This is a genomic window from Thioclava sp. F28-4, assembly GCF_002020045.1.
Taxonomy (GTDB): Bacteria; Pseudomonadota; Alphaproteobacteria; order Rhodobacterales; family Rhodobacteraceae; genus Thioclava; species Thioclava sediminum.
Genome location: NZ_MPZQ01000004.1, coordinates 57,428 through 80,209, shown reverse-complemented (window position 1 = coordinate 80,209; position 22,782 = coordinate 57,428). Strand labels below are relative to the sequence as shown.

At 62.7% G+C, this 22,782-nt stretch carries 23 protein-coding genes; 14 read left to right on the top strand and 9 right to left on the bottom strand.

What is annotated here, in order from left to right:
• Nucleotides 1-16: 16 nt before the first annotated feature.
• The 3 genes from BMI87_RS10420 (at nt 17) to BMI87_RS22115 (ending at nt 3,404) form a co-directional block, all read left to right on the top strand.
• Entirely contained in the window at nt 17-835 is an 819-nt protein-coding gene (locus BMI87_RS10420) for a sugar phosphate isomerase/epimerase (RefSeq protein WP_078521205.1), read from the top strand.
• 1 nt (nt 836) lies between these two features.
• Nucleotides 837-2,579 (top strand): dihydroxyacetone kinase subunit DhaL, encoded by a 1,743-nt coding sequence (gene dhaL, locus BMI87_RS10415; RefSeq protein ID WP_078521204.1) that lies wholly within the window; start codon nt 837-839, stop codon nt 2,577-2,579.
• 693 nt (nt 2,580-3,272) lie between these two features.
• Entirely contained in the window at nt 3,273-3,404 is a 132-nt protein-coding gene (locus BMI87_RS22115; protein ID WP_146681577.1) for an SDR family oxidoreductase, read from the top strand.
• Nucleotides 3,405-3,454: 50 nt separating this feature from the next.
• Here BMI87_RS22115 and BMI87_RS10410 read toward each other — a convergent pair whose 3' ends face one another.
• Genes BMI87_RS10410 through BMI87_RS10390 form a run of 5 tightly spaced genes read right to left on the bottom strand, consistent with a single transcriptional unit; the run spans nt 3,455 to nt 9,276 of the window.
• Nucleotides 3,455-4,687: a Tm-1-like ATP-binding domain-containing protein gene (locus tag BMI87_RS10410; RefSeq protein ID WP_078521203.1), complete on the bottom strand. Its 1,233-nt coding sequence runs from the start codon at nt 4,685-4,687 to the stop codon at nt 3,455-3,457.
• Between the two features lie 10 nt (nt 4,688-4,697).
• Nucleotides 4,698-6,182, bottom strand: coding sequence for an aldehyde dehydrogenase (locus BMI87_RS10405; protein ID WP_078521201.1), 1,485 nt, complete (start codon nt 6,180-6,182; stop codon nt 4,698-4,700).
• A 3-nt stretch (nt 6,183-6,185) separates the two neighbouring features.
• Nucleotides 6,186-7,709: a tripartite tricarboxylate transporter permease gene (locus BMI87_RS10400; RefSeq protein ID WP_078521199.1), complete on the bottom strand. Its 1,524-nt coding sequence runs from the start codon at nt 7,707-7,709 to the stop codon at nt 6,186-6,188.
• A 12-nt stretch (nt 7,710-7,721) separates the two neighbouring features.
• Nucleotides 7,722-8,333: a tripartite tricarboxylate transporter TctB family protein gene (locus tag BMI87_RS10395; RefSeq protein WP_078521196.1), complete on the bottom strand. Its 612-nt coding sequence runs from the start codon at nt 8,331-8,333 to the stop codon at nt 7,722-7,724.
• Nucleotides 8,323-9,276, bottom strand: a complete 954-nt coding sequence (locus BMI87_RS10390) for a tripartite tricarboxylate transporter substrate binding protein (RefSeq protein WP_078521194.1) — start codon at nt 9,274-9,276, stop codon at nt 8,323-8,325. Before BMI87_RS10390 ends, BMI87_RS10395 begins: the two co-directional genes overlap by 11 nt.
• A 12-nt stretch (nt 9,277-9,288) precedes the next feature.
• Between BMI87_RS10390 and BMI87_RS10385 the strand changes: the two genes are divergently transcribed.
• From BMI87_RS10385 to BMI87_RS10375, 3 genes are read left to right on the top strand one after another with little or no spacing between them, the layout of a single operon-like run.
• The gene (locus BMI87_RS10385; RefSeq protein WP_246832685.1) at nt 9,289-10,191 is read left to right on the top strand and encodes an IclR family transcriptional regulator; all 903 of its coding nucleotides are present in this window, start codon (nt 9,289-9,291) and stop codon (nt 10,189-10,191) included.
• Nucleotides 10,184-10,831 (top strand): HAD-IA family hydrolase, encoded by a 648-nt coding sequence (locus BMI87_RS10380; RefSeq protein WP_078521190.1) that lies wholly within the window; start codon nt 10,184-10,186, stop codon nt 10,829-10,831. The genes BMI87_RS10385 and BMI87_RS10380 overlap by 8 nt, the downstream gene beginning before the upstream one ends.
• 11 nt (nt 10,832-10,842) lie before the next feature.
• On the top strand, nt 10,843-12,195 hold the full coding sequence (locus BMI87_RS10375; protein ID WP_078521188.1) for an aminotransferase class III-fold pyridoxal phosphate-dependent enzyme: 1,353 nt from the start codon (nt 10,843-10,845) through the stop codon (nt 12,193-12,195).
• 57 nt (nt 12,196-12,252) lie between these two features.
• Here the strand turns inward: BMI87_RS10375 and maiA are convergent, their stop codons facing one another.
• The 3 genes from maiA to BMI87_RS10360 all read right to left on the bottom strand — a co-directional run bounded on the left by maiA (nt 12,253) and on the right by BMI87_RS10360 (nt 13,903).
• Nucleotides 12,253-12,870 (bottom strand): maleylacetoacetate isomerase, encoded by a 618-nt coding sequence (maiA, locus tag BMI87_RS10370; protein ID WP_078521186.1) that lies wholly within the window; start codon nt 12,868-12,870, stop codon nt 12,253-12,255.
• On the bottom strand, nt 12,867-13,325 hold the full coding sequence (locus BMI87_RS10365; protein WP_078521184.1) for a MarR family winged helix-turn-helix transcriptional regulator: 459 nt from the start codon (nt 13,323-13,325) through the stop codon (nt 12,867-12,869). The genes maiA and BMI87_RS10365 overlap by 4 nt, the downstream gene beginning before the upstream one ends.
• 125 nt (nt 13,326-13,450) lie before the next feature.
• Nucleotides 13,451-13,903, bottom strand: a complete 453-nt coding sequence (locus BMI87_RS10360) for a MarR family winged helix-turn-helix transcriptional regulator (protein ID WP_078521182.1) — start codon at nt 13,901-13,903, stop codon at nt 13,451-13,453.
• A 174-nt stretch (nt 13,904-14,077) separates the two neighbouring features.
• Between BMI87_RS10360 and hmgA the strand changes: the two genes are divergently transcribed.
• The 8 genes from hmgA to BMI87_RS10320 are packed head-to-tail and all read left to right on the top strand — an operon-like array spanning nt 14,078 to nt 22,293.
• Nucleotides 14,078-15,439: a homogentisate 1,2-dioxygenase gene (gene hmgA / locus BMI87_RS10355; protein ID WP_078521180.1), complete on the top strand. Its 1,362-nt coding sequence runs from the start codon at nt 14,078-14,080 to the stop codon at nt 15,437-15,439.
• Nucleotides 15,436-16,668, top strand: coding sequence for a fumarylacetoacetase (fahA, locus tag BMI87_RS10350; protein ID WP_078521178.1), 1,233 nt, complete (start codon nt 15,436-15,438; stop codon nt 16,666-16,668). Before hmgA ends, fahA begins: the two co-directional genes overlap by 4 nt.
• Nucleotides 16,669-16,685: 17 nt before the next feature.
• Complete coding sequence (locus BMI87_RS10345) at nt 16,686-17,636, top strand: MBL fold metallo-hydrolase (RefSeq protein ID WP_078521176.1); 951 nt, start codon at nt 16,686-16,688, stop codon at nt 17,634-17,636.
• 24 nt (nt 17,637-17,660) lie between these two features.
• Complete coding sequence (locus tag BMI87_RS10340; RefSeq protein ID WP_078521174.1) at nt 17,661-19,217, top strand: FAD-dependent oxidoreductase; 1,557 nt, start codon at nt 17,661-17,663, stop codon at nt 19,215-19,217.
• Nucleotides 19,214-19,459, top strand: coding sequence for a DUF2783 domain-containing protein (locus tag BMI87_RS10335; protein WP_078521172.1), 246 nt, complete (start codon nt 19,214-19,216; stop codon nt 19,457-19,459). The genes BMI87_RS10340 and BMI87_RS10335 overlap by 4 nt, the downstream gene beginning before the upstream one ends.
• A 40-nt stretch (nt 19,460-19,499) precedes the next feature.
• A complete protein-coding gene (locus tag BMI87_RS10330) occupies nt 19,500-20,540 on the top strand; it encodes a TRAP transporter substrate-binding protein (RefSeq protein WP_246832684.1) in 1,041 nt (346 codons plus the stop codon).
• Entirely contained in the window at nt 20,537-20,983 is a 447-nt protein-coding gene (locus tag BMI87_RS10325) for a TRAP transporter small permease (RefSeq protein ID WP_078521168.1), read from the top strand. Before BMI87_RS10330 ends, BMI87_RS10325 begins: the two co-directional genes overlap by 4 nt.
• Nucleotides 20,980-22,293 carry a TRAP transporter large permease gene (locus BMI87_RS10320; RefSeq protein ID WP_078521166.1) on the top strand — a complete coding sequence of 438 codons (1,314 nt, stop codon included), beginning with the start codon at nt 20,980-20,982 and terminating at the stop codon, nt 22,291-22,293. The genes BMI87_RS10325 and BMI87_RS10320 overlap by 4 nt, the downstream gene beginning before the upstream one ends.
• Nucleotides 22,294-22,309: 16 nt before the next feature.
• Here the strand turns inward: BMI87_RS10320 and BMI87_RS10315 are convergent, their stop codons facing one another.
• The gene (locus BMI87_RS10315; protein ID WP_078521164.1) at nt 22,310-22,768 is read right to left on the bottom strand and encodes a MarR family winged helix-turn-helix transcriptional regulator; all 459 of its coding nucleotides are present in this window, start codon (nt 22,766-22,768) and stop codon (nt 22,310-22,312) included.
• Between the last annotated feature and the right edge of the window lie 14 nt (nt 22,769-22,782).

Genomic DNA, 22,782 nt, shown 5'->3' with positions numbered 1-22,782 from the left:
ACTACGGGAGGACATCATGAAACTGGGTTTGGGCAGTTACGCCTATCGCTGGTCCATCGGGATCAAGGATCAGATCCCCTCTAAGCCACTGACGGCATTCGACCTTCTGGATCGTGCGGAAGCGCTCGGACTTGAGGTCGTGCAATATGCGGACAACATGCCGCTGGATCGTTACACTGCGGACGATCATCACAAGCTCTATGAGATCGCCCAACAAAAGGGCCTGCAACTCGAGCTTGGGACGCAATGTTTCGATGCCGATGAAGTCGACCGCTATATCGAGATCGGCCAGCGCCTTCATTCGAAGATCATGCGTGTCGCGCTCGATGCCGAAGACAGCCACATGCCGGTGGCCGAGCTGGCCGAGCAGCTGCGCCCCCGGGTCGATCGTGCGCGTGCCGCAGGCATGAAAATCGCGATCGAGAACCACTTCAACTATCCCAGCCCGCGCATGGTAGAGCTGCTGGAGGCGGTCGGCGATGATCACCTCGGGGTCTGTCTCGACGTGGCGAATTCGATCTGTGCAAACGAGTGGCCCGAAGAGACGATCAGCCTTTTGGCGCCCTGGACGATCAACCTGCACCTGAAGGATTACGAGATCACGCCGGACCCCTATGGCGTCGGCTTCCGCATTCATGGCGTGCCCTTGGGCACGGGCCGCGCGCCGATCGCGTGGACCCTCGACCAGCTGGCGCATTGCCCCGCCGACATGAGCGTGATCCTCGAACATTGGCTGATGCTGGAGAGCGACGGCCTCGAGGCGGCGATTGCCAAGGAACAGCCGTGGATCGAACAGACCACCGCAGCCGCGAAAACTTTTACCGAGGGGCGCTGAGATGACCGACGACATTCGCACCAAGAAACTGATGAACGCGCCCGAGGACATCATCCCCGAGGCGATCGAAGGGATGCTTTCCGCCCATCCCGACCTGCTGACCGTCGAGGGTGCCACGCGCCGCGCGATCGTGGCCAAGGACGGCCCGCGCGACGGCAAGGTCGGTATCATCATCGGCGGCGGCTCCGGGCACGAACCGGCCTTCGCGGGCTATGTCGGGCGCGGCCTGGCGGATGCGGCGGCGGTCGGCAACGTCTTTGCCTCGCCCTCGCCCGAGCACATCATGGATGCCGCGCGCGCGGTCGAAGGGGGCGCGGGGGTGATGTTCCTCTATGGCAATTACACCGGCGACGTGATGAATTTCGACATGGCCGCCGAGGAATGCGAGGGGATGGGTATTCCCGCCCGTTCGGTTCAGGTCACCGATGACGTGGCCTCGGCGCCCAAGGGCCGGGAGAAAGAAAGACGCGGAATTGCCGGGGATTTCTTCGTCTTCAAAATCGCAGGCGCCGCAGCCGAGGCCGGTCGCGATCTCGAAGCTTGCTATGCCGCAGCACAGCACGCCAATGACAATTGCCGCTCGATGGGCGTCGCGCTGAGCGCGTGCTCCTTGCCCCAGACCGGCAAGCTCAATTTCGACCTCGGACCGCGCGAGATGGAAATCGGCATGGGGATCCATGGTGAACCGGGCATGCGTCGCGGTCACTTGGAAAGCGCCGATGCGGTGAGCGACGAGCTGATGCAGGCCATCCTGACCGACATGGAACTGGGAAAGGGCGACGAGGTCGCGGTGCTGGTCAACGGGCTGGGCGCAACCGGGCCGCTTGAGCTTTACATCCTGCACCGCCGGATCGCGCAGCTTCTTGGCGAGCGCGACGTGAAAATCCACCACAGCTGGGTCGGGGAATACTGCACCTCTCTGGAAATGGCCGGGGCTTCGGTCACGCTGCTCAAGCTGGACGACGACCTAAAGACGCTGCTCGATATGCCGTGCCGGACGCCTGCACTCACGGTCGCCGGAAGCCTTGAGCCGGTGGGCAAGCGCACCCGCCGCACTCATGCCGCCGCCTCCAGCACGAGGGGGATCGAGCGGTCTGACCTTGCTATCGACGGCCCTGTCACCCCCGAGCGGTTCCGCCAGATGATGCTGGCGATCGCAGATGCGATCCACGCGAACCGCGACTGGCTGTCGGAGCTCGACGGGGTTATCGGGGATGGCGATCACGGCGTCACGATGGATATCGGCTGGACCGCTGTGCGCAAGGAGCTGAAAGACCCGACGGATGAAACCGTGTCCGAGACCTGCGCGCGCATGGCCAAGGCGTTTCTCGACGCGGTCGGGGCTTCGTCAGGGCCACTTTATGCGACCGCCTTCCGCAAGGCGGGCGAGGCTGTGTCCGATCGGCTCAACCTCGATGCCGGCGCGATGGTCGCGTGGATCGAGGGAATCTGCGCTGGCATCCAGTCGCGCGGCGGTGCGCAGGTCGGCGATAAGACGATGATCGACGCATGGGTTCCCGCGGTGGCCAAAGCGCGCGAGACCTTGCAATCGGGAGGTGACGTGATCGCCTGCCTCGAGGCGGCCTGCGCCGGCGCAAAAAACGGTCGCGATTACACCGCGGAAATCGAAAGCCGCCGGGGTCGATCGGCCAAGCTGGGAGAACGATCCGTCGGGCACATGGACCCGGGCGCGGCCTCGGCCCATGTCATGCTGGTCGCGATGACCGAGGCCCTGCGCGAGTGATCATGATCGGGGCGCTCTCAAAGGCGCCCCGCCCGTCATCGCGTTCGATGTCCGAGCGTCTGGCTTCAGTTGGTCCCGTTTGTGAGGATCGCATCACCACCTCTACGATCTGCTGGCGGGCGAGATTGTCGCAAACGGCGTCGCGGAGCGCGCTTTCCCGTAAAGACCGTCTGCGATCATGGCGAAGCAATCCGCTATGATCGCGGCGTTTTCCGCCTCATTCCAGTCCGCTGCTGCTACGGCGCCAGGCTACGATTGGGCATCTGAAATGTCAGCCGGAAAACCCGGAAACCGGGGTCGGTTCTGGAAACCAACCTGCAATGCAGTGTTCCGAATTTCGGCTGAATAGTGGAGGCGAGTACCGGAATCGAACCGGTGTACACGGATTTGCAATCCGCGCTTGATCGCTGATTTCATTGAATTTTATTGTAAACTAAATGAGTTTGGCTTGCTGGAATATCAATGACTTAAAGGGCGAGTTGTAAACCTCCCGGGCTTGTAGCGAATATTGGGTCGGTATCGGCTATGTGCGGTGTATCGCGCTCGGCAAAACTGTTTAGCATCGAGGCTGAGATCGGTGACCGGTACCGGAACGCGCCTTCAGGCGAAAAGTTTCCGCTCGAGTTGGACATCGCTCTGGGTCGACAATTCGATGTTGCTTCCCCGATTCTGCTCAGGACACATAGCCAATAGATGACCGTAGCGGCGAGAGCTATTGCGGAGGCCGAGGAGGTCGCACATGCAATCGCGCTGTTGCTCTCCTACGAGACCGGTTTGCTCACCGGTGCTGTGCTGCCGGTCGATGGTGGTTTCCTGTCCGTCTGACCTCAACCAGGAAGCTATCTCACGAAACCTGCGGCGAATGCTGCTCTAACTCAGCCCTTAATCAGACCCTCCTCCCGCCACGCGTCGAAGATCTCAAGCGCGGCTGCGGGGAAGTCGGGGTCGTTGATATGAGCCTTCACCTCGTGCAATGCGACATTGTCGGGCGCGCAGGCGCGGATTTCGTCGAAAAAGCCCGCCAGCCCCTCGGGGTCGTGGAGATCGTGGCCGGGGCGGTCCAGTTCGTGCACCCCGCCCAAGGGCAGCAGCAGCGCGGTCGGTCCCTTTGCCCCAGCCAATTTCTCGCAATGCGCACGCGCCACCGCCCGGCGCTCCGCATGATCGAGCACGACCGAGGTCAGCAGCCGGTTATGCGCGTGACTCGGATGATCTTTCCATTTCTCGGGCAGGGGCTGCCAGCCGATCATATCGACCAGATCGTGACAGGCAGGAGCGACGATCTGCGGCGTGCCCGAGGCGCCTGCATTCGTCATCCGGTCGGCACCCGCGCTGATGGACGAGCCATGCAAGTGGTTGCCGATTTCCTGCGTCGCGAAGTCGAAAACGCAGGCGAAGGCGCCCTGTGCCGCGAGGCTCTCGAAGGCGCGCCCGCCCATGCCCGTGGCGTGAAATACCGCGACCTCGTAGCCGCGCGCTTCCAGTTCGGGCTTCAGCGTCACCATGTATTTCAGGAAGGATTTCCCGAAGGACGTCATCCCGATCAGCGGTTTCAAACGATCGGGCCGTTCCACCGCTCGGGCCGCGCCCAGAACCGCGCCCGCCGCCTGACTGAGCGAGGCTTTGCAGATCGAGTTCAGCCCGTAAAGCCCGCCCGCCCAGAGGATCATCTGCACATCCGCCGCGATCCGTTCGGGCGGCAGAAGCGGCGAGAAAGAGACCGTCGAGACGATATATTTCGGCACCCCGATCGGCAGCGCCGCACATAGGTCGAGCGCCAGATCGGTGCCCATCGTTCCGCCCAGCACGACCATCCCGTCGAACAGGCCCTCGGCGTGGAGTTGCGCGACCAGCGTCGCGCCCCCGCGCGCCATGATCTGCATCGCCTGGTTTTCGTCGCCGCTCGCAATCGCAGCCTCGATAGAGGAGCCGCCCGCTTCGGCCACCTGATGCTTGCTGTATTCGACCGGGGTCGAGGGCTCGCCGAGAACCGAGACGTCCATACGCAGGACACGCCCGCCCTGTGCTTCGATCACCTCGCGCAGATAGGTCAGTTCATCGTCCTTGGTGTCGTAAGTGCCGACAACGAGAATGGTTCGATCAGTCATACGCGCCCCCTTAAAGTTTGATCCAAGCGGTTTTCAGGTCGAGATATTTATCGAACGCATGCAGTGACTTGTCATGCCCGTTGCCCGACTGCTTGACCCCGCCCAGGGGCACGGTCAGGTCGGATCCGCCATAGGTGTTCACATGCACGACGCCCGCGTGGATGCCCCGAATCATCCGATGCGCGCGGCTCAGATCTGCGGTCCAGACGGCCGCGGCCAACCCGTAATCGGTGCCGTTGGCGATGCGCAGGGCCTCTTCTTCGGTGTCGAACGGAATCACTGCCAGAACCGGGCCGAAGACTTCGCGCTGTGCGATCGGATCGTCGGGGGCGACCCCGGTGACGATCGTGGGCTCCATGAAGAACCCGCCTGTCTCTTCACGGATGCGCTTGCCGCCATAGACCTGACGACCCGCCGCCTCGGCCTCGCTTACGAAGCGGAGGTTCTGCTCCAGCTGACGGGCGGAGTTCACCGCTCCGGCCTGCGTCGCCGGATCGAGCGGATCGCCCACCTGAATCGTCTCGGTAAAGGCGCGCAGCTTCTCGACGAAGGCGTCATGGATCGACCGCTCGACCAGCAGCCGAGACCCCGCGATGCAGACTTGGCCGGAATTGCGGAAGATGCCGTTGGCCGCGACCTTCACCGCCGTGTCCAGATCGGGCGCATCGGCAAAGACGATGTTGGGCGATTTGCCACCCAGTTCCAGATAGACGCGTTTGAGGTTCGATTTCGCGGCGTTCTCCAGCAGACGCCGCCCGACCGGACCCGAGCCGGTGAACACCATCACGTCGATCTGCATCGACAGAGCCATCGCTTCGCCGACCACAGCTCCTTCGCCCAGCACGACGTTGAACACGCCCGGCGGCATCCCGGCCTCGAGCGCCAGATCGGCAATACGGCGCAGCGTGAGCGACGCGGTCTCGGCCGGTTTCAGAACCACGGTATTTCCCGCCGCCAGCGCCGGGCCCAGCTTCCATGCGCCGATCATCAGCGGGAAGTTCCATGGTACGATCGCGCCGACCACGCCCACCGGTTCGCGATGCACCAGCCCCAACGCATCGGGCGCGGTGGGGGCGATCTCGCCATAGATCTTGTCGATGGCCTCGGCATAGTAGCGGATCGTCGCGGCGGCGGAGAACGGCTCAGCCTTCAGTGCCATGCCGATCTCGGTGCCGTTGTCGCGCACGCCGAGAACGGCAAGCTCCAGTGCGTTGGCCTCGATCAACGCGGCCCATTTCATGAGCACTGCCTTGCGTGCAGCCGGGGCCAGTTCCGACCAGCGCCCGTCATCGAAGGCCGCGCGTGCGCTGGCGATGGCGGCTTCCGCATCGGTGGTGGTGCCGCGCGCCAGCGTGGTGATCTCGCGCCCGTCGAGCGGTGAGATCACAGGCAATATGCCACCGTCCGAGGCGGGCTGTGCCGCGCCCTCGATCAGATGCAAGGCAGGGGGGATGTCGGCGCTACGCAGCGCCGCGATCTTGTCGGTATCGAGCATTGCTTACCTCGTGAAGCTGTCATGCATGTCGTGATCGTGCGTGCTCTCTGGCTCGCGGTTCTGGCGCTCGCGGTAAAGGCTCGCGAAATGGGCGATCAGAAGTCCGCCTATGGCCAATCCGAGGATTGCCGCGATCGGACGGTCGAAGAAGTCGATCGGCACGTGCACGCGCGCCATCGACGACCGCAACTTGGTTTCCATGATGCCGCCCAGAACCATGCCCAAAACGATCGGGACGATCGGCAGGTTTTGCCGTTTCAGGATCAGTCCGAGGACACCGAACGCGGCAGCGATCGCGCAGTCCACAATCGAGTTGCGCAGTGAATAGACGCCGACGAAGCTGAGCACGAGGATCATCATGCCGAGGAAGCGCGTCGGGATCTGGATGATCTTGAGCAGCCAGTTCGACGAGACGAGCATAAACAACACCACGATGATGTTGAGCAAAATCATCGCGATATAGAGCGCGTAGACGAAATCGAGCTTGTTCTGGAACAGCTGCGGGCCGGGGATCACGTTATGGACGTAGAAGACCGATAGCATCATTGCGGTGAGCGCCTCGCCCGGGATGCCGAGCGCCAGTAGCGGGATCATCGCGGCGGCAGGAACCGCATTGTTCGCCGCCTCCGAGGCGATCAGGCCTTCGGGGCTGCCTTTGCCGAATTCCTCGGGCGTCTTCGAGGTTTTCTGTGCGTAGGTGTAGGAAAGAAACTGCGCGGTAAATTCGCCGACGCCGGGGATCATCCCCATCATCACGCCGCAGCTGGCGGCAAAGCCCGCCACCCTTTTGTGGCGAAGGACACCCATCATCGCCCGTCCCATCGAGCCTTCGATGCGTTGCGCATGAGGTGCCGATTCCGGTTCGATCAGCAGGAGGAAGGCTTGGCTCAGCGCGAAAAGCCCCAGAACCACCACGATCAAATCAAAGCCCGAATTCAGGAAGTCGAAACCAAAGGTGAAGCGCATCGTGTATTTGACGGGCTCCAGCCCGACGGTCTGCAGAAAAATTCCGAAGGCCGCCAACATTCCGGCCGCGAAGGTCTGGCCGCGATGGGCGAGGATCACCAGGACGATACCCAGCAGCGCGGCCAGGAAAATCTCGCGCGAGCCGAACATCGGCGCGATTTTCGCCAGCACGGGTGAAAGCAGGATCAGAGCGATGATCGAGGCGACGCCGCCGAAGAACGAGGCTCCATAGGCGAGACCAAGTGCGCGCAACGCCTCGCCCTTCTTCGTCATCGGGTGACCATCATAGGTGGTCAGCGCGTTGACCGCCGTGCCGGGCGTGTTGATCAGGATTGCGGGCAGCGATCCGCCGAACATTGATGACCCGTAGATGCCCAGAAGCATGGTCAAGCCGACCAGCGGCGGCATCGCAAAGGTCGCGGGCAGCAGGATGGCGATTGCGACGGCCGGGCCGACGCCGGGGATCGCACCGATGATCACCCCGCCAATCGAACCGATCAAGAGAGCGACCATAACGTCGAGGCGCATAAGCATCTCTGCGCCGGAAAGCAGCATGTCCATGAGGGACGCTCCTTAGAAGTAGGTCATTAGAATTGCGCGGAAGGGCGCAGGGGCGGCCTCGTAAATCAGTCCGGCGGGGATTTTGACTTGCAGGAAGCTTTTGAAAAGTACCACGACGACGACCGAGAACAGGACGGAGATCAGCATCCAGCGCCAGCCGCGGTATCCCAGACGCAGCGTCATCGCGCAGCTGAACAGGATCGTGGCGGGCAGGTATCCGATGAGCGGGACCAGCGCGACATAGGCCATGAACCACACCGCATATTCGAGCGAGCGTAGCCATTGCATGACTTCGCGCCATCGGCCGGGAATGCGCTCCGAGACAAACGAGCCGAGAAGGTGAAACATGCTGAATACAACCATCGCGATGATCGAGATCATCGGCCAGAAGGCGGGTTGTGCGTAGGTCTTCGTGCGTTTGACCCATTCGGTCTGCCACGGCAGGGCGATCAACAAACCGATTGAGAGCGCGAAGAACAGCACGGCGAAGGCCATGTCACCGGGACGGCGATAGCGCTTGAACAGATCTTCCAGGTTCTTGGTGCGGATCGCCCGGGCAAAGCGGGCGCCCGCGCGCGGAGGGGTCTCGCGCGCGGGGCCTGGAGAGGATGGCTCATTCGCCATTGATTAGACCGTCGATCGTGCCGAGGGTTTCACTGTCATGCGCGATGCGCTGGGTCGCGGTCGCGGCATCTTGCCAGTAGATCAGCGCACCCGTTTGATCGGCCAGCTCCTTGGCCTTGTCCGAGCTCATGACTTTTTCGGCGACGGCAGCGATCTTTTCGCGCACGTCCTCAGGAGTGCCTTTCTTGACGAAGAGGCCATCCCACAGCGCCAGGTCGAGATCCGGTTCCAATTCACCGACCGTCGGGGTGTCGGGCGTCAGTGGAGTACGCTTTTCCCCGATCGATGCCATCACGTTGATATCGTCGAGGCAGGGGAGGATCAGTTGCAGGGTGGTGTTGATCACATCCGCATCGCCCGAGGCCAGCGTGTTGCAGTCGAGCGCGTCGAACGCCGCTTCGGATCCGAAATCGAAGCCCTTTTTCTTCGCGAGTGCGAAGGTCACCTGCGTCGGGATCAGGAAGGAGCCGAAGTGGCCGAGTGCGACGTCGTGGTCCTTGGCATAGGCGGCCAGCTCGTCGATCGTTGCATAGGGCGCGTCCTTTGAGGCGGCGATGACGAACGGGTAGGTCAGGAAAATGCCCACCGGCTCGAAAGGATCGGGGCTGAGCGCGGGGATGCCAACCGAGGGGCCGACCACGGGCACGTCAATCACGAAAGAGCCGACCGTGTAGCCATCGGCCGGAGCCTGTGCGACCTCGGCCGCGCCGGGGAAGGGGCCGCCGCCGCCGCCGGGCTTGTTCACCACCGCAGCGGGAACGCCATAGGTCTTCTGGAACTCGTCCGCGATCATCCGGGTCAGCACGTCTTCCAGATCGCCCGGCGGGAACGGGACGACGAATTCGACGGGTTTCTCGGGGTACTCGGCCTGCGCGGGCAGGCCCGCGGCAAGCGGGAGGCCGAGGGCGAGCGCCCCTGCCAGCAGCTTGAAGGTCGAAGTCATGAAGCTCTCCTGTTGAGTGGTTTATTATTTGAACCATTGGTATCAAATATTCTTGCATCGGGTTTTCTTTTCTGTCAACGTTTCAGTTGCAACGAACGGAATTTTTACGGGAGGCTGCCAAAGGGCGCGATGGGAACGATCACAAAGGCATTGGAATTGCTGGATTATATCTCCACTCAGCGCCCCGAGATCGGGCTCAGCGAATATGTTCGTCTCACGCAGCGCGATAAGGCTACGGTGCACCGTCATCTCGTCGAATTAGCCGAATGCGGCTTTCTCGAACAGAACCCGGAGACCCGTGGCTATCGGCTGGGCCCCGCGATTCTGCGTCTCTACGGGGTGCGCGAGGCGAATATGCCGCTGCGTTCGGTGTTGCGTCCTTTTATCGAAGAGATGGCGCAGGAAGTCGGCGAGCTGGTCCATGTCTCTCTGTTGCAAGGCCAGCAGCTTTCGCCGGTCGTGCATCATGATCCGCGCCTGCACGGGACGCAGGTCGCTTTCGACGAGTCGCAGCTTCTGCCTCTGCACGCGACAGCCTCTGGCTTGGTGATGCTTTGCTTCGGCGGAGACGATCTGCGGGCGCGGGTTCTGGATGCGCCGCTGGAGAGCTTCACCGCCCAGACCGTCGTCGACCCTGATAGCCTGCGCGAAAAGCTGGCGGAATGCCGTGCCAATGGCAGTGTGTGGGTGGAGAAGGGCTTCGACGACGAGGTTTCCTCCCTTGCTGGTCCGATCTTCGGGCTTGGCGGTGCGGTGATCGGCGCGGTTTCGATCGCGGTTCCTTCGTCGCGCGCGGGGGCCGAGAAGCGCGCAGCTATGGTGGAGGCTCTGCGAAAATGGGTGCCCCGACTGTCCGAGCTCATGGGCGGTTCGCTTCCTGCGGATTATCAGCAACGCGAGGTGACGCATGGCTGAGCGCGCGCTCGTGCTCGACTTCGGTGGCGTGATCTCACGCACGCTGTTCGAAACGCATGATCTGACCGAGGCTGCGTTGGGTCTTGCGTCGGGAAGCTTGACCTGGCGCGGTCCGTTCGAGCCTCAGACCGACCCGCTCTGGCGCGCGATGCAGGCGGATGAAATCTCGGAGCGCGACTATTGGCGCCAGCGCACGCAGGAAGTGGCGGCTCTGGTCGGACGCGACTGGAGCGAGATGTCCGATTTCGTGCGCGCGGCGCGCGGGGCGAGCCCTGCCGATGTGATCCGCCCGGAATTCCTCGCAGCGATCGACAAGGCTGAGGCTGCAGGGTGCCGCCTCGCGATCCTGTCCAACGAGCTCGATCTGTTCTACGGCGCGGATTTCCGCGAGAAGCTGCCCTTCCTTCGCCGGTTCGATGCTGTGATCGACGCGACCTATACCAAGATTCTGAAACCCGACCCGCGCGCCTATCACGGTGTGCTCGAGGCGCTCGACCTTCCGGCCGAAGCCTGCGTTTTCGTCGATGACCAGCTGCGCAACATTCGCGGCGCCGAGGCCGTCGGCATGATCCCCGTTCACTTCGATGTGCAATCTCCCGCTCAGGGCTACGCCACCGCGCTGCGCCTGCTGGGCCTATGATGAGGACCGACATGAAAGACGAGAATTTCCTGAAAGAGCGCAACGCCCGTTCGATCTGGCACCCGATGGCGCATCCCGCGGACAGCCAGAAGAATCTGCCCGAGATCATCGTGGCGGGCGGCGGAGTGACGATCACCGATGTCGATGGCCACAAGACGGTCGACGGTGTGGGCGGGCTTTGGAACGTCAATCTCGGGTTCTCGTGCCAGCCGGTGAAGGACGCCATTGCCGCACAGCTCGACCGTCTGCCCTATTACTCGATCTTTCGCGGCACCACGAACGACGCGGTGATCGAACTGGGGGAGATGCTGGCCGAGTTTTTCGCTCCCGACGGGCTGGAGCGCGCGTTCTACACCTCGGGCGGTTCGGATTCGGTCGAGATCGCGCTGCGTCTGGCGCGGCAATATCACAAGCTGCGCGGCGAGGCGGGCCGGGTGAAATACCTCTCGCTCAAGAAGGGCTATCACGGCACCCATACGCTGGGCGCAAGCGTCAACGGCAACGCCAATTTCCGCACTCAGTACGAACCGCTGATGCCGGGCTGCTACCACATCCCGGCGCCCTATACCTACCGCAACCCCTTCAACGAAACCGATCCCGAGAAGCTGGCGCAGCTCTGCCTCGCTGCGCTGGAAGACGAGATCAAGTTCCAGGGCGCCGAGACAATCGCCGCAATGATCATGGAGCCGATCCTCGGGGCAGGGGGCGTGATCGTCCCGCATGAGAGTTTCATGCCCGGCGTACGGGCAATCTGCGACAAATACGGCATTCTGCTGATCGCCGATGAGGTGATCACCGCCTTCGGTCGCACGGGGGCCTGGTCGGGCTCGCGGCTCTGGGGGGTGCAGCCGGATATGATGACGACCGCCAAGGCGATCACGAATGGGTATTTCCCCTTCGGCGCCGTGATGATTTCGGGGCGCGTGGCCGAAGTGTTCGAAACCGATACCACCGGCAAGGCGGCGATCGGCTCTGGCTACACCTATTCGGGCCATCCGGTCGGCGCGGCGGCGGCGATTGCCTGCCTGAAAGAGACGCAGGCGCTCAACGTCAAGGACAACGCAGCCGCGCGTGGGGCCCAGCTCTATGAAGGGTTGCTCGATCTCCAGAAAAAGCACGACATCGTGGGTGATGTGCGTGGCGGACGTGGTCTCATGTGCGCGCTGGAGCTGGTCTCGGATCGCGCGACCAAGGCGCCGATCGACAAGGCCAGCATCGCCAAGGTTCATCGCGGTGCCTACGAGACGGGCGCGATGGTTAGGATCTCGGGCAATAACGTGATCCTGTCCCCCTCGCTGATCGTGACCGAAGAGAACATCGCCACGATCCTCGGCGCGCTCGACGCAGGGCTGTCGGCGGTCTGACGAAAACGCCCGGCCTGCATCTGCGGGCCGGGTGCATTCAAGCTGTCTGTATGGGCCTCAATGCGGGGTTTTGTCGGGATGCGCCGCGGCGAAGGCGGGCAGGCTTTCGAGATGCGCGCCGATCCGGGTCAATTTCGGCATCCCTGTCAGGTCGACCTTCCAGCGCTGCGCATTGTAGAGCTGCGGCACGAGGCACAGATCGGCCAGAGTGACCGACGATCCGTGGCAGTAATCGCCTGCATCCACCATCGCTTCCAGCGCCTGTAGGCCGGGCCCGATAAACGCCTGCATCCAGCCCTCCATCGTGATCGCTCCCTCAGAGGCGGCGACTGCGTGTTTGGCGACGCGAAGATTGCAGATCGGGTGAATATCGATGGCGACGGCATGGGCGAGAGCACGGATATTGGCGCGTTCAGCGGCATCGCCGGGCAGCAGGTTTAGATCACGCGTCTCATCGAGAAATTCGAGAATCGCCAGGGATTGGGTGAAGCACTTTCCGTCGAGTTCAATCGCAGGAACCAGCCCTTGCGGATTGCGCGTAAGATGCGCGGGCTCGGTCTGCTCGCCCTTGGTCAAGTCGACGGAAACGCTCGTCCAGTCCATTCCGGCCAGACCGAGGGCGATCCGGACCCGGTAACTCGCCGAGGACCGCCAGTAATCATAGAGCACCGTCATTGTGCCGCCTTCTTTGTAAGCAGTTTGTCCATGCCGCGTCGCAGCCCCGCCAGATCGCGGCCCAGAAGTGACTCCAGATCCGATTGATAGGCGATGGCACGCGGTAGAAGTTTGGCCATCAACTCGCGTCCGGTCGGGGTCAGGCTGAGCGCGATCAGGCGTCCGTCGGAGGGGTCGGGGCGTTTCGTCACAAGCCCCGCCTGTTCCAGCGCCGCCGCGGCCCGGCTGACCTTGGGCCGCTCCAGCGAGACGCGCCGTTCGATATCGCGCACCGACACCGGCCCGGCATGGCTGAGGTGAACCATCACTCGCCATTGCGGCATGCTCAGCCCGGCCTCGCGATAGCCTTGAGCCAACTCGTCGCTCAGCTTCGTCGCGATCTCCGCCATCAGATAGGGCAGGAAATCATCGAGCTGGAACTCGGGCAGCGGCGTATCGGTCTCGTGTCGGGTCATCGTCGCGTGGGCATCTGTGTTTTGTTGCGCTTGCAACAAAGAAGCACAAAACACGTTTCATTTGCAACGACAAAGCGGCGGCGATGTGCAGTCGACTGCACCAAACGACCGGGAAGCCATGTCGTTTACCGTGGTGGGAGTGCGAGAAGCCGGTCCAGACCGGTCTCCAGATTTGTGGCCGCGTCGCCAAGTTCTGCCACCAACTCGGCTTGGAAGGCGTTCGCCAGCACCAGAAGCTCCGCCATCATTGCGCGGCCATTCGCGGTAAGTCGCAGCTTGACCAGTCGTTTGTCGCCTTCGTGGCGGGTCTTCGCGATCAGCCCGCTGGCCTCCAGCCGGGACGCCGCGCGCGAGACCTTGGATTTTTCCATCGCCACCCGCGCTTCGATGTCCCGCACCGACACGTCATCGCTCTGTGCGAGATGGACGAGGACGCGCCATTCGGGAATCGAGATGCCGAACCGGTCTCGATATTGCCGGGCGAGCCGCTCCGAAAGTTTCTCGGCAGCTACGGCCAGCCGGTAGGGGGTAAAGCTGTAGAGATCAAATTCGGGCATCTCAGCTGCATCTTCAGACATCCTCAACTCCCTGCTTTCGAACATTTTTTATATCCGCACCATCATAATACAGCGGTGAATTCATTGCGAGTGCAATAAATATCCTTGACTTCGTTGCGAATGAAACGAAAAATCAGGCCAGGTTCGAAACCGCAGCTTTCCGCGCTGCCCGTGACCAAGGGATTGGAGGATCTCATGACCGATCAGGCGCTTCCGAAGGGCATGATCCGCGCGACCGGCACCACCGGCACGCATGAAGGTTATATGCCCGGTTTTGGCAATGACTTCGAAACCGAGGCGCTGCCCGGCGCTCTGCCTCAGGGGCAGAACAGTCCGCAGAAGGTCGAATATGGCCTCTATGCCGAGCAGCTTTCGGGCACCGCTTTCACCGCGCCGCGCGGCCAGAACGAGCGCACGTGGTGCTACCGTATCCGACCCTCGGTGAAGCACACCGGTCGGTTCGAGAAGATCGACGTGCCGTATTGGAAATCCGCACCTAATATCGATCCCGACGTGATCAGCCTTGGTCAGTATCGCTGGGATCCGGTGCCGCATACCGACGAAGAGCTGACCTGGATCACCGGGATGCGCACGGTCACCACGGCCGGCGACGTGAATACTCAGGTCGGCATGGCGAGCCATATCTACCTCGTCACCAAATCGATGGAAGACGAGTATTTCTTTTCGGCCGACAGCGAATTGCTGGTGGTCCCGCAGGAGGGGCGTCTGCGCTTCTGCACCGAGCTCGGGATCATCGACCTCGAGCCCAAGGAAATCGCGATCCTGCCGCGCGGTCTCGTGTATCGCGTCGAGCTTCTCGACGGGCCTGCACGCGGCTTTGTCTGCGAAAACTATGGCCAGAAGTTCGACCTGCCGGGCCGCGGTCCGATCGGCGCGAACTGCCTTGCCAACCCGCGCGACTTCAAATGCCCCGTCGCGGCCTTCGAAGACCGTGATGCGAAAAGCCGGGTCGTCATCAAGTGGTGCGGGCAGTTCCACGAGACCTTCATCGGCCACAGCCCGCTCGACGTGGTGGCATGGCACGGGAACTACTGCGCCTATAAATACGACCTGCGCACTTACAGCCCGGTCGGCGCGATCCTGTTTGATCACCCCGATCCGTCGATCTTCACCGTGCTCACCGCGCCCTCGGGGCAGGAAGGTACCGCGAATATCGATTTCGTGCTGTTCCGCGAGCGTTGGATGGTTGCGGAGCACACCTTCCGTCCGCCGTGGTATCACAAGAACATCATGTCCGAGCTGATGGGCAACATCTACGGCATCTACGATGCCAAGCCGCAGGGCTTCGTGCCGGGCGGGATGAGCCTGCACAACATGATGCTGCCGCACGGGCCGGATCGCAACGCCTTCGAACATGCATCGAACGAGCCGATGGAGCCGGTCTATCAGGCCGATACGATGCAATTCATGTTCGAGACGCGCTTCCCGCAGATGCTGACCGAATTCGCGGCGAAGGAAGCGCCCCTTCAGGACGATTACATCGACTGTTGGGACAGCATCGAGAAGAAATTCGACGGAAAACCGGGGATCAAATGACCGACAAGACCAGCTGGGTGTCGTCCGCACAGGGCGATACCGACTTTCCGATCCAGAACCTGCCCTACGGCGTCTTCGACGACGGGAAGGGGGCGCGGATGGGCGTCGCGATCGGAGATATGATACTTGATGTGGCCAAGGTGGATCACGGGCTTCCGGCGGAGCTCTTTGCCGAGCCCGCTTGGAACCGCGTCATGGAAGCCGGCCCGGAGGCCTGGTCCAAGCTGCGCGCGCGGCTGACCGAGCTTCTCTCTGACGAGACGCATAAGTCGGCGGTCGAGCCGCATCTGGTGCCGCAGTCCGGCGCGAAGATGCTGATGCCGTTCCGCGTGGCCGAGTACACCGATTTCTACGCAGGCAAAAACCACGCGACCAATGTCGGCACGATCTTCCGGGGGGCGGAAAACGCGCTGCCGGCGAACTGGCTGTCGATCCCGATCGGTTATAACGGCCGCGCCTCGTCAGTCGTCGTTTCGGGTACGCCGGTCACCCGCCCCAACGGGCAGGTGAAAGGCCCGAACGAGGATCTGCCGCGTTTCGCCCCCTCGGCGCGCTTCGACATCGAACTGGAATTCGGCGCGATCGTCGGCCAGCCCTCCGAAGGCATGATCTCGGTCGGTCAGGCCGATGACATGATCTTCGGCTATGTGCTGCTCAACGACTGGTCGGCGCGCGACATCCAGGCTTGGGAATACGTGCCGCTCGGTCCGTTCCAGGCCAAGGCGACCGCGACCACGATCAGCCCGTGGATCGTGACCCGCGCCGCGCTGGAGCCGTTCCGGGTCCCGACGCCCGAGCGCGAGCGACCGCTCCTGCCGTATCTGCGCGAGCCGGGGCCGATGAATTACGACATCGACCTGGAGGTCGCTTTGCGCCCCGAGGGCGGCGAGGAAGCGGTGATTTCTCGCACCAATACCTCGATGCTCTACTACTCCGCCGCGCAGCAGCTGGCCCATCACACTACGTCGGGCTGCGCCATGCGCGTTGGCGATCTGCTGGGCTCGGGCACGATCTCGGGCACCGAGAAAGACAGCCGGGGCTCGCTGCTCGAACTCAGCTGGTCGGGCAAGGAGCCGCTGGAGCTTCCCGACGGCTCGACCCGCAGCTTCATCGAGGATGGTGACACACTGACCCTGCGCGGTGCTGCGCAGGGCGAAGGATACCGCATCGGGTTCGGTGATTGCGCGGGGCAGGTTCTGCCCGCCCGCGCCTTGCCGGACTGGGCTTAGGAATAAGGAGGCATCTCATGGCCAAGGCATTCGCGTCGCAAGGCGACATGGAAGACAAGAAAATCAGCTTCACCCAGGTGGGCGAGGGGCTGTATGCCTTCACCGCGGAAGGTGACCCCAACACCGGTGTGATCATCGGCGACGACAGCGTGATGATCGTTGAGGCGCAGGCCACTCCGCGCCTTGCGCGCAAGGTGATCGAATGCGTCCGCTCGGTGACCGACAAGCCGATCAGCCACCTCGTGCTGACCCACTACCATGCCGTGCGCGTTCTCGGCGCATCGGCCTATGGTGCCCGCGAAGTCATCATGTCCGACACCTCGCGCGCTCAGGTCGCCGAACGCGGTCAGGAAGACTGGGACAGTGAATTCGGTCGTTTCCCGCGCCTGTTCCAAGGCCATGAGGAAATCCCGGGTCTGACCTGGCCGACCACGACCTTCTCGGACCAGATGACGGTTTATCTGGGCAACCGCCGCGTCGATATCATGCATCTCGGCCGCGCCCATACCGCAGGCGACGCGGTGATCTGGGTTCCGGATCAGGAGGTCATGTTCACCGGTGACATCGTCGAGTATCACTCGGCCTGCTATTGCGGCGACGGGCACTATCAGGACTGGCCCGAGACGCTGGCCAATATCGCGGCTTTCGAGCCCAAGGCGATTGCGCCCGGTCGGGGCGATGCGCTGGTCGGTGAGGAGATGGTCACCGAGGCGCTGGAAAACACCGCCGACTTCATCCGCTCGAGCTACAAGCCGGTGGAACGTGTGGTGGCCCGCGGCGGCACCCTGAAAGAGGCATGGGACGCGGTGCGCGAAGCCTGCGATCCAAAATTCGCCGATTACGCGATCTACGAACATTGCCTGCCGTTCAATGTGGCGCGCGCCTATGACGAGGCCCGCGGCATCGACACCCCGCGTGTCTGGACGGCTGAGCGCGATCAGGAAATGTGGAACGCTTTGCAAGGCTGAGGAGAGCCGGGAGGGAGGAGAGCCATGCCGTATGATTACAAACCGTTCGACTATGTAGCGCCTCCCGGCCTTTCGGGGCCGGAGGCACGCCACAAGGTCATCATCGTGGGCGCTGGGCCGATTGGTCTTGCGGCTGCGATCGAGCTTGCGAACCACGGCGTGGGCTCCGTCATCCTCGATGACAACAACGTCGTTTCGGTCGGCAGCCGCGCGATCTGCTGGTCGAAACGCTCGCTCGAAATTCTCGACCGTCTCGGCGTGGGCGATGCCTGCGTGCAGAAAGGCGTGACCTGGAAGGTCGGGCGCACCCGGCACGGGGCGCGCGAGGTCTTCAACTTCGACCTGCTGCCTGAAGACGGCCACAAGATGCCCGCATTCGTGAACCTGCAGCAATACTATGTTGAGGAGTATCTGGTCGAGGCGGCGCTGGCCCATCCGCTGATCGACCTCCGTTTCAAGAACAAGGTCACCGGGCTGAGCCAGACCGACGATTGTGCGGTTGTGCAGATCGAAACGCCCGATGGTGAATACGCGCTTGAAGCAGACTATCTGCTGGCCTGCGACGGGGCGCGTTCACCCATTCGCCAGATGATGGGGCTCGATTTCGAAGGCGAGCTGTTCGAGGAGCGTTTCCTCATCGCCGATATCGAAATGCAGGCCGATTTTCCGTCCGAGCGGTGGTTCTGGTTCGAGCCGGAATTCCACGCCGGGCAGTCGGCGCTTCTGCACAAGCAGCCCGACAATATCTACCGCATCGACCTTCAGCTCGGTTGGGAGGCAGACCCGGAGGAAGAGCGCAAGCCCGAGCGGATCATCCCGCGTATCGAGAAGGCAGTGGGTCATTCGGACTTCAAGCTCGACTGGACGTCGATCTACACGTTCCAGTGCCGCAGGCTCGAGAAGTTCGTGCATGATCGTGTGATCTTCGTGGGCGACAGCGCCCATGTCGTTTCCCCGTTCGGCGCACGTGGCGGCAATGGCGGCCTGCAGGATGTCGATGCGCTCGGTTGGCGGCTTGCCGCGATTATCAATGACGGAGCAAGCCCGGAACTTCTTGAGCGCTATGATGCGGAACGCACCTATGGCTCGGATGAGAACCTGACCAATTCCAGCCGGACGACACGGTTCATGTCGCCTCGTGCCGGCGCTGAGCGCTGGTTCCGCGACGCGGTTCTGGCGCTTTCGGAACATGCGCCTTTTGCGCGGCCGATGGTCAATTCCGGGCGGCTCAGCCTTCCGTGTTGCTATCCGCTCGATGCTGCGCCGAACGTCGCGGCGATGCCGGATGTGAGCCGCCCCGGGAAAGTCGCGCCGGACGCGCCTCTCGGGAATGAATGGCTCCTACAAAAGCTTGCGGGCCAGTTCACCCTGCTCGCGATTGGCTGCAAGGCGCCTGAGGTTGATGGCCAGAATACGCTCGCGCTCGAGGTCACGCCGGAGCTGAGCGCGCGCTATCTCGGGCAGGCGACGGCAGGGCTCTACCTGATCCGCCCCGACCAGATTATCGCGGCGCGCTGGGAAACGGCAGAGCCCGCCCAGGTCATCGACCATCTCACCGCGATCAAGGAGGGACGGGCATGAGCTTGCAGACCGAACTCAATATCAAGGATCACGACGCGCTCTACGAGAAATTGATCGCGACACATAAAGGGCTGACGGAAGCGGAGAGTGCAGCACTCAACGCGCGGCTCGTTCTGATCTTGATGAATCACGTCGGCGATCCGGAGGTTCTGGAAGAAGCTTTTGCGCTCGCACGGCAGAGCGGACGCAAGGCGAAGTTGACAAGTGACACGACTGCGAATGAAGTTAACACGTTAAGTTAATCGGGCTCGGCCCGAGGCTTCGTCATCAGGGGAGGAAAAAATGACGACCAAACTGACCAGACGTTCGATGCTCGGCACCGCGGCGCTTGCCGGGGCCAGCCTTGCTCTCCCGGCGATTCCGGCGCGAGCCGAAGGGGTAGATCTCGTACTGTCCAGCTGGCTGCCGCCGCGCCACCCGATCGTGGTGGACGCGATCAAGCCTTGGGCGAAGGATATCGAGGCTGCGACCGAAGGCCGTGTGCGCATCCGCGTCCTCGCCAAGCCGCTGGGCTCGCCGCCGGCGCATTTCGACATGGCGCGCGACGGTGTGGCCGACATCACCTACGGTCTGCACAGCTTCACGCAGGACGACCGCTTCAAGAACTCGCGCGTCGGCCAGTTCAGCTTCCTCGGCAATGACGCGGTCTCGATGTCGGAAGCCTTCTGGACGGTCTATACCGAGAAGCTCGGTGCAAAAGAGGAGCACGCCGGCACCCACCTGCTGGGCCTGTTCAACCACGGACCCGGGATGATCCACAACAACAAGCGCCCGATCAACAAGATCGAAGACCTGCAGGGTCTGAAGATGCGTGTGCCGGGCGGCTACATCGCCGATCTGATGAGCCATTTCGGGGTCGAGACGATCTTCACCCCTTCGGGCGAGGTCTATGAGAAGCTCTCGCGCGGTGTCGTCGATGGGGTCACTTTCCCCTATGACGCGATCGCCTCGTTCAACCTCGCGGATTATCTGAAATACACCACGACGATCCCCGGCGGCATCTACAACACCACGTGGTTCCTTGTGATGAATTCCGGCAAGTGGGATTCGATCTCCCCGACCGATCAGGAGGCGATCAACAAGCTCTCGGGTCTCGCCTTCGCGTCCCGCGTCGGCAAGGCGTGGAATGGTGCGGATGAGCGCGGCAAGAAGGCCGCGGCCGATGGCGGCATGGTCGCCGAGACCGCGCCGCAGGGCGTGCTCGATGCGATCAAGGAGCAGGCCGCCGTCCTCGAAGGGCAGTGGGCCGATAGCCTGGGCGGTGACTATGACGGGCGCGCGGCGCTGGAAGAGTTCCGCAAGCAGACCGGCGTGTCCGCATGATTGCACGCGCCCGCTTCGTTCTCGAGGCGATCGCGGCCGGGTTGGTGACGGGGTTGATCCTCGTCACCTGCGTCGACGTGGTCGGCCGCTACCTGTTCAATAATCCGCTGACCGGCGCCTATGAGATCACGCAGGTCTTGTTGGGCGCGCTGGTCTTTGTGGCGATGCCGCTGACCACGGGCAAAGGCGGCCACGTCGAGGTGGACCTGCTGATGCCGCTTCTGCCCACGGCGGTCCGCCGGGCGCTGGGGCGGATTGGCGGCGTGGTGGCAGCCCTCGTCATGGGCTATTTCGCGTGGCGCCTCGCGATCCTGGCCGAGGATCAGTTCCACACCCAGCTCGCAACATCGGGCCTTGGAATCAAACTGTGGTATTTCGGCGTGATCGGCATCGTCAGCTTTGCCGCCTCCGCCGTGGTCGCCCTGCTCCGGAGACCGGAATGACAATTTCTCTGATCGCCTTTGCCATTCTTCTGGCCCTCGTCTTTCTGCGCGTGCCGATCGCCTTCGCGATGGCGCTTGTCGGCGGGGCAGGGTTCGCGTGGATGCGCGGGGCAGATGCCGCAGGCTCGATGGTCGGCAGCGCCGTCTTCGAGACCGGGATGAACTACTCGCTCTCCGTTGTGCCGCTCTTCATCTTCATGGGCAACGTGCTTGCCGGGTCCGGCATCGCCAGCGGACTATTCACCGGTGCCGACCGGGTGTTCGGGCGGATGCGCGGCGGTCTCGCGATGGCCACGATCCTCAGCTGCGGCGGTTTCTCGGCGGTTTGCGGCTCGTCTCTGGCGACGGCGGCCACGATGTCGAAGGTCGCGATGCCCTCGATGCGCCGCTTCGGCTACCATGACTCGATCGCCACGGGCGCAATTGCCGCGGGCGGCACGCTGGGCATTCTGATCCCGCCCTCGGTCATCATGATCATCTTCGGCCTGCTGACCGAAAGCGACATCGGCAAGCTGTTCATCGCGGGGATCATTCCCGGTGTTCTGGGCATCGGCCTGTATCTCGTTTCCGTCATGGTCGCAGTGCGGCTGAACCCGAAACTCGCCCCCGAGGTGCGGGAGCCCCTGCCGATGAAGCGCACCGATTTCATCGGCGTACTCGCGACCTTGGCGCTGTTCGTCTTCATCATGGTCGGGATTTATGGCGGCTTCTTTACGCCGATCGAGGCTGCGGGCATGGGGGCTGCGGCTGCTGTGGTGATCGCGGCGGCTGTGGGCGGGCTGAAGATGCGCGCGCTCTGGGAGGCGCTGAAGGATGCCGCGATCGCCTCCGCGATGATCTTCGCGATCATAATCGGAGCCGAGATCTTCGGGAATTTCGTCACGTTTGCCGGCCTGCCCGACGCGCTGGCCGATATCGTCTACAACCTGGGCCTTGGCGGCTTCGAGGTGATCATCATCATCGTGCTGATCTATATGCTCCTCGGCATGGTGCTCGAGAGCCTCTCGATGATCCTGCTGACAGTGCCGATCTTCTATCCGCTGATTTACCAACTCGATTTCGGCTCGGGCGTTCTCGCCAATCCCGATAACGCTCTGATCTGGTTCGCAGTGATCGTGGTGGTGGCGACGGAGATCTCCTTGATCACCCCGCCAGTTGGCATGAACGTCTTCGTGCTGCGCTCGGTTTTGCCCGATGTGCCCCTGATGACGATGTTCCGCGGTATCTTGTGGTTTTGGGTCGCGGATATCGTGCGCATCGTGCTGATCATCGCCTTCCCGGCGATCTCGCTCTGGCTGGTCGGGCCCTGACGGGCCCGGCTGCTGGTCAGGTCTCGGCGCTCTCGTTACGGGTTTCGATATCGAGAGCGAGCGAGTCGATCAGGCTGTTGACCCCGTATTCGAGGGCGACCTGCGCTTCGGGGGGCATCGCCGACAGCATCGCCTTCGCGCGCGCGTTCACCTTTGGTCGCGCTTCGGCATAGAGGGCGCGGCCCTCCGGCGTGCATTCGTACTCCCGCAGTCGTCTGTCGCTGTCGGGCACGAACCGTTCGATCAGCCCCCGCGCTTCAAGCCGGGTCGCCGCACGGCTCACCTGCACCTTGTCGAGCGTGGTGCGCCGCGCGATGTCGAGCGAGCTGATCCGACCGACCCCGTCCAGGATCGACATGAGCCGCCATTCCTCGCGCGTCAGGCCATATTCGCGCGAGTAGACATCCTGCAGGCGACGGGAGAAGGCTTCTGCCGCGACGGCCAGACGGTAGGGAAAGAACTCTTCGAGCTTCATGCAGTCTCCGATTT

Bases quoted from the DNA above. Each gene is read 5' to 3' on its own strand.
- BMI87_RS10420 (WP_078521205.1), top strand. From the start codon at position 17: ATGAAACTGGGTTTGGGCAGTTACGCCTATCGCTGGTCCATCGGGATC.
- dhaL (WP_078521204.1), top strand. From the start codon at position 837: ATGACCGACGACATTCGCACCAAGAAACTGATGAACGCGCCCGAGGAC.
- BMI87_RS22115 (WP_146681577.1), top strand. From the start codon at position 3,273: ATGACCGTAGCGGCGAGAGCTATTGCGGAGGCCGAGGAGGTCGCACAT.
- BMI87_RS10410 (WP_078521203.1), bottom strand. From the start codon at position 4,687: ATGACTGATCGAACCATTCTCGTTGTCGGCACTTACGACACCAAGGAC.
- BMI87_RS10405 (WP_078521201.1), bottom strand. From the start codon at position 6,182: ATGCTCGATACCGACAAGATCGCGGCGCTGCGTAGCGCCGACATCCCC.
- BMI87_RS10400 (WP_078521199.1), bottom strand. From the start codon at position 7,709: ATGGACATGCTGCTTTCCGGCGCAGAGATGCTTATGCGCCTCGACGTT.
- BMI87_RS10395 (WP_078521196.1), bottom strand. From the start codon at position 8,333: ATGGCGAATGAGCCATCCTCTCCAGGCCCCGCGCGCGAGACCCCTCCG.
- BMI87_RS10390 (WP_078521194.1), bottom strand. From the start codon at position 9,276: ATGACTTCGACCTTCAAGCTGCTGGCAGGGGCGCTCGCCCTCGGCCTC.
- BMI87_RS10380 (WP_078521190.1), top strand. From the start codon at position 10,184: ATGGCTGAGCGCGCGCTCGTGCTCGACTTCGGTGGCGTGATCTCACGC.
- BMI87_RS10375 (WP_078521188.1), top strand. From the start codon at position 10,843: ATGAAAGACGAGAATTTCCTGAAAGAGCGCAACGCCCGTTCGATCTGG.
- maiA (WP_078521186.1), bottom strand. From the start codon at position 12,870: ATGACGGTGCTCTATGATTACTGGCGGTCCTCGGCGAGTTACCGGGTC.
- BMI87_RS10365 (WP_078521184.1), bottom strand. From the start codon at position 13,325: ATGACCCGACACGAGACCGATACGCCGCTGCCCGAGTTCCAGCTCGAT.
- BMI87_RS10360 (WP_078521182.1), bottom strand. From the start codon at position 13,903: ATGTCTGAAGATGCAGCTGAGATGCCCGAATTTGATCTCTACAGCTTT.
- hmgA (WP_078521180.1), top strand. From the start codon at position 14,078: ATGACCGATCAGGCGCTTCCGAAGGGCATGATCCGCGCGACCGGCACC.
- fahA (WP_078521178.1), top strand. From the start codon at position 15,436: ATGACCGACAAGACCAGCTGGGTGTCGTCCGCACAGGGCGATACCGAC.
- BMI87_RS10345 (WP_078521176.1), top strand. From the start codon at position 16,686: ATGGCCAAGGCATTCGCGTCGCAAGGCGACATGGAAGACAAGAAAATC.
- BMI87_RS10340 (WP_078521174.1), top strand. From the start codon at position 17,661: ATGCCGTATGATTACAAACCGTTCGACTATGTAGCGCCTCCCGGCCTT.
- BMI87_RS10335 (WP_078521172.1), top strand. From the start codon at position 19,214: ATGAGCTTGCAGACCGAACTCAATATCAAGGATCACGACGCGCTCTAC.
- BMI87_RS10330 (WP_246832684.1), top strand. From the start codon at position 19,500: ATGACGACCAAACTGACCAGACGTTCGATGCTCGGCACCGCGGCGCTT.
- BMI87_RS10325 (WP_078521168.1), top strand. From the start codon at position 20,537: ATGATTGCACGCGCCCGCTTCGTTCTCGAGGCGATCGCGGCCGGGTTG.
- BMI87_RS10320 (WP_078521166.1), top strand. From the start codon at position 20,980: ATGACAATTTCTCTGATCGCCTTTGCCATTCTTCTGGCCCTCGTCTTT.
- BMI87_RS10315 (WP_078521164.1), bottom strand. From the start codon at position 22,768: ATGAAGCTCGAAGAGTTCTTTCCCTACCGTCTGGCCGTCGCGGCAGAA.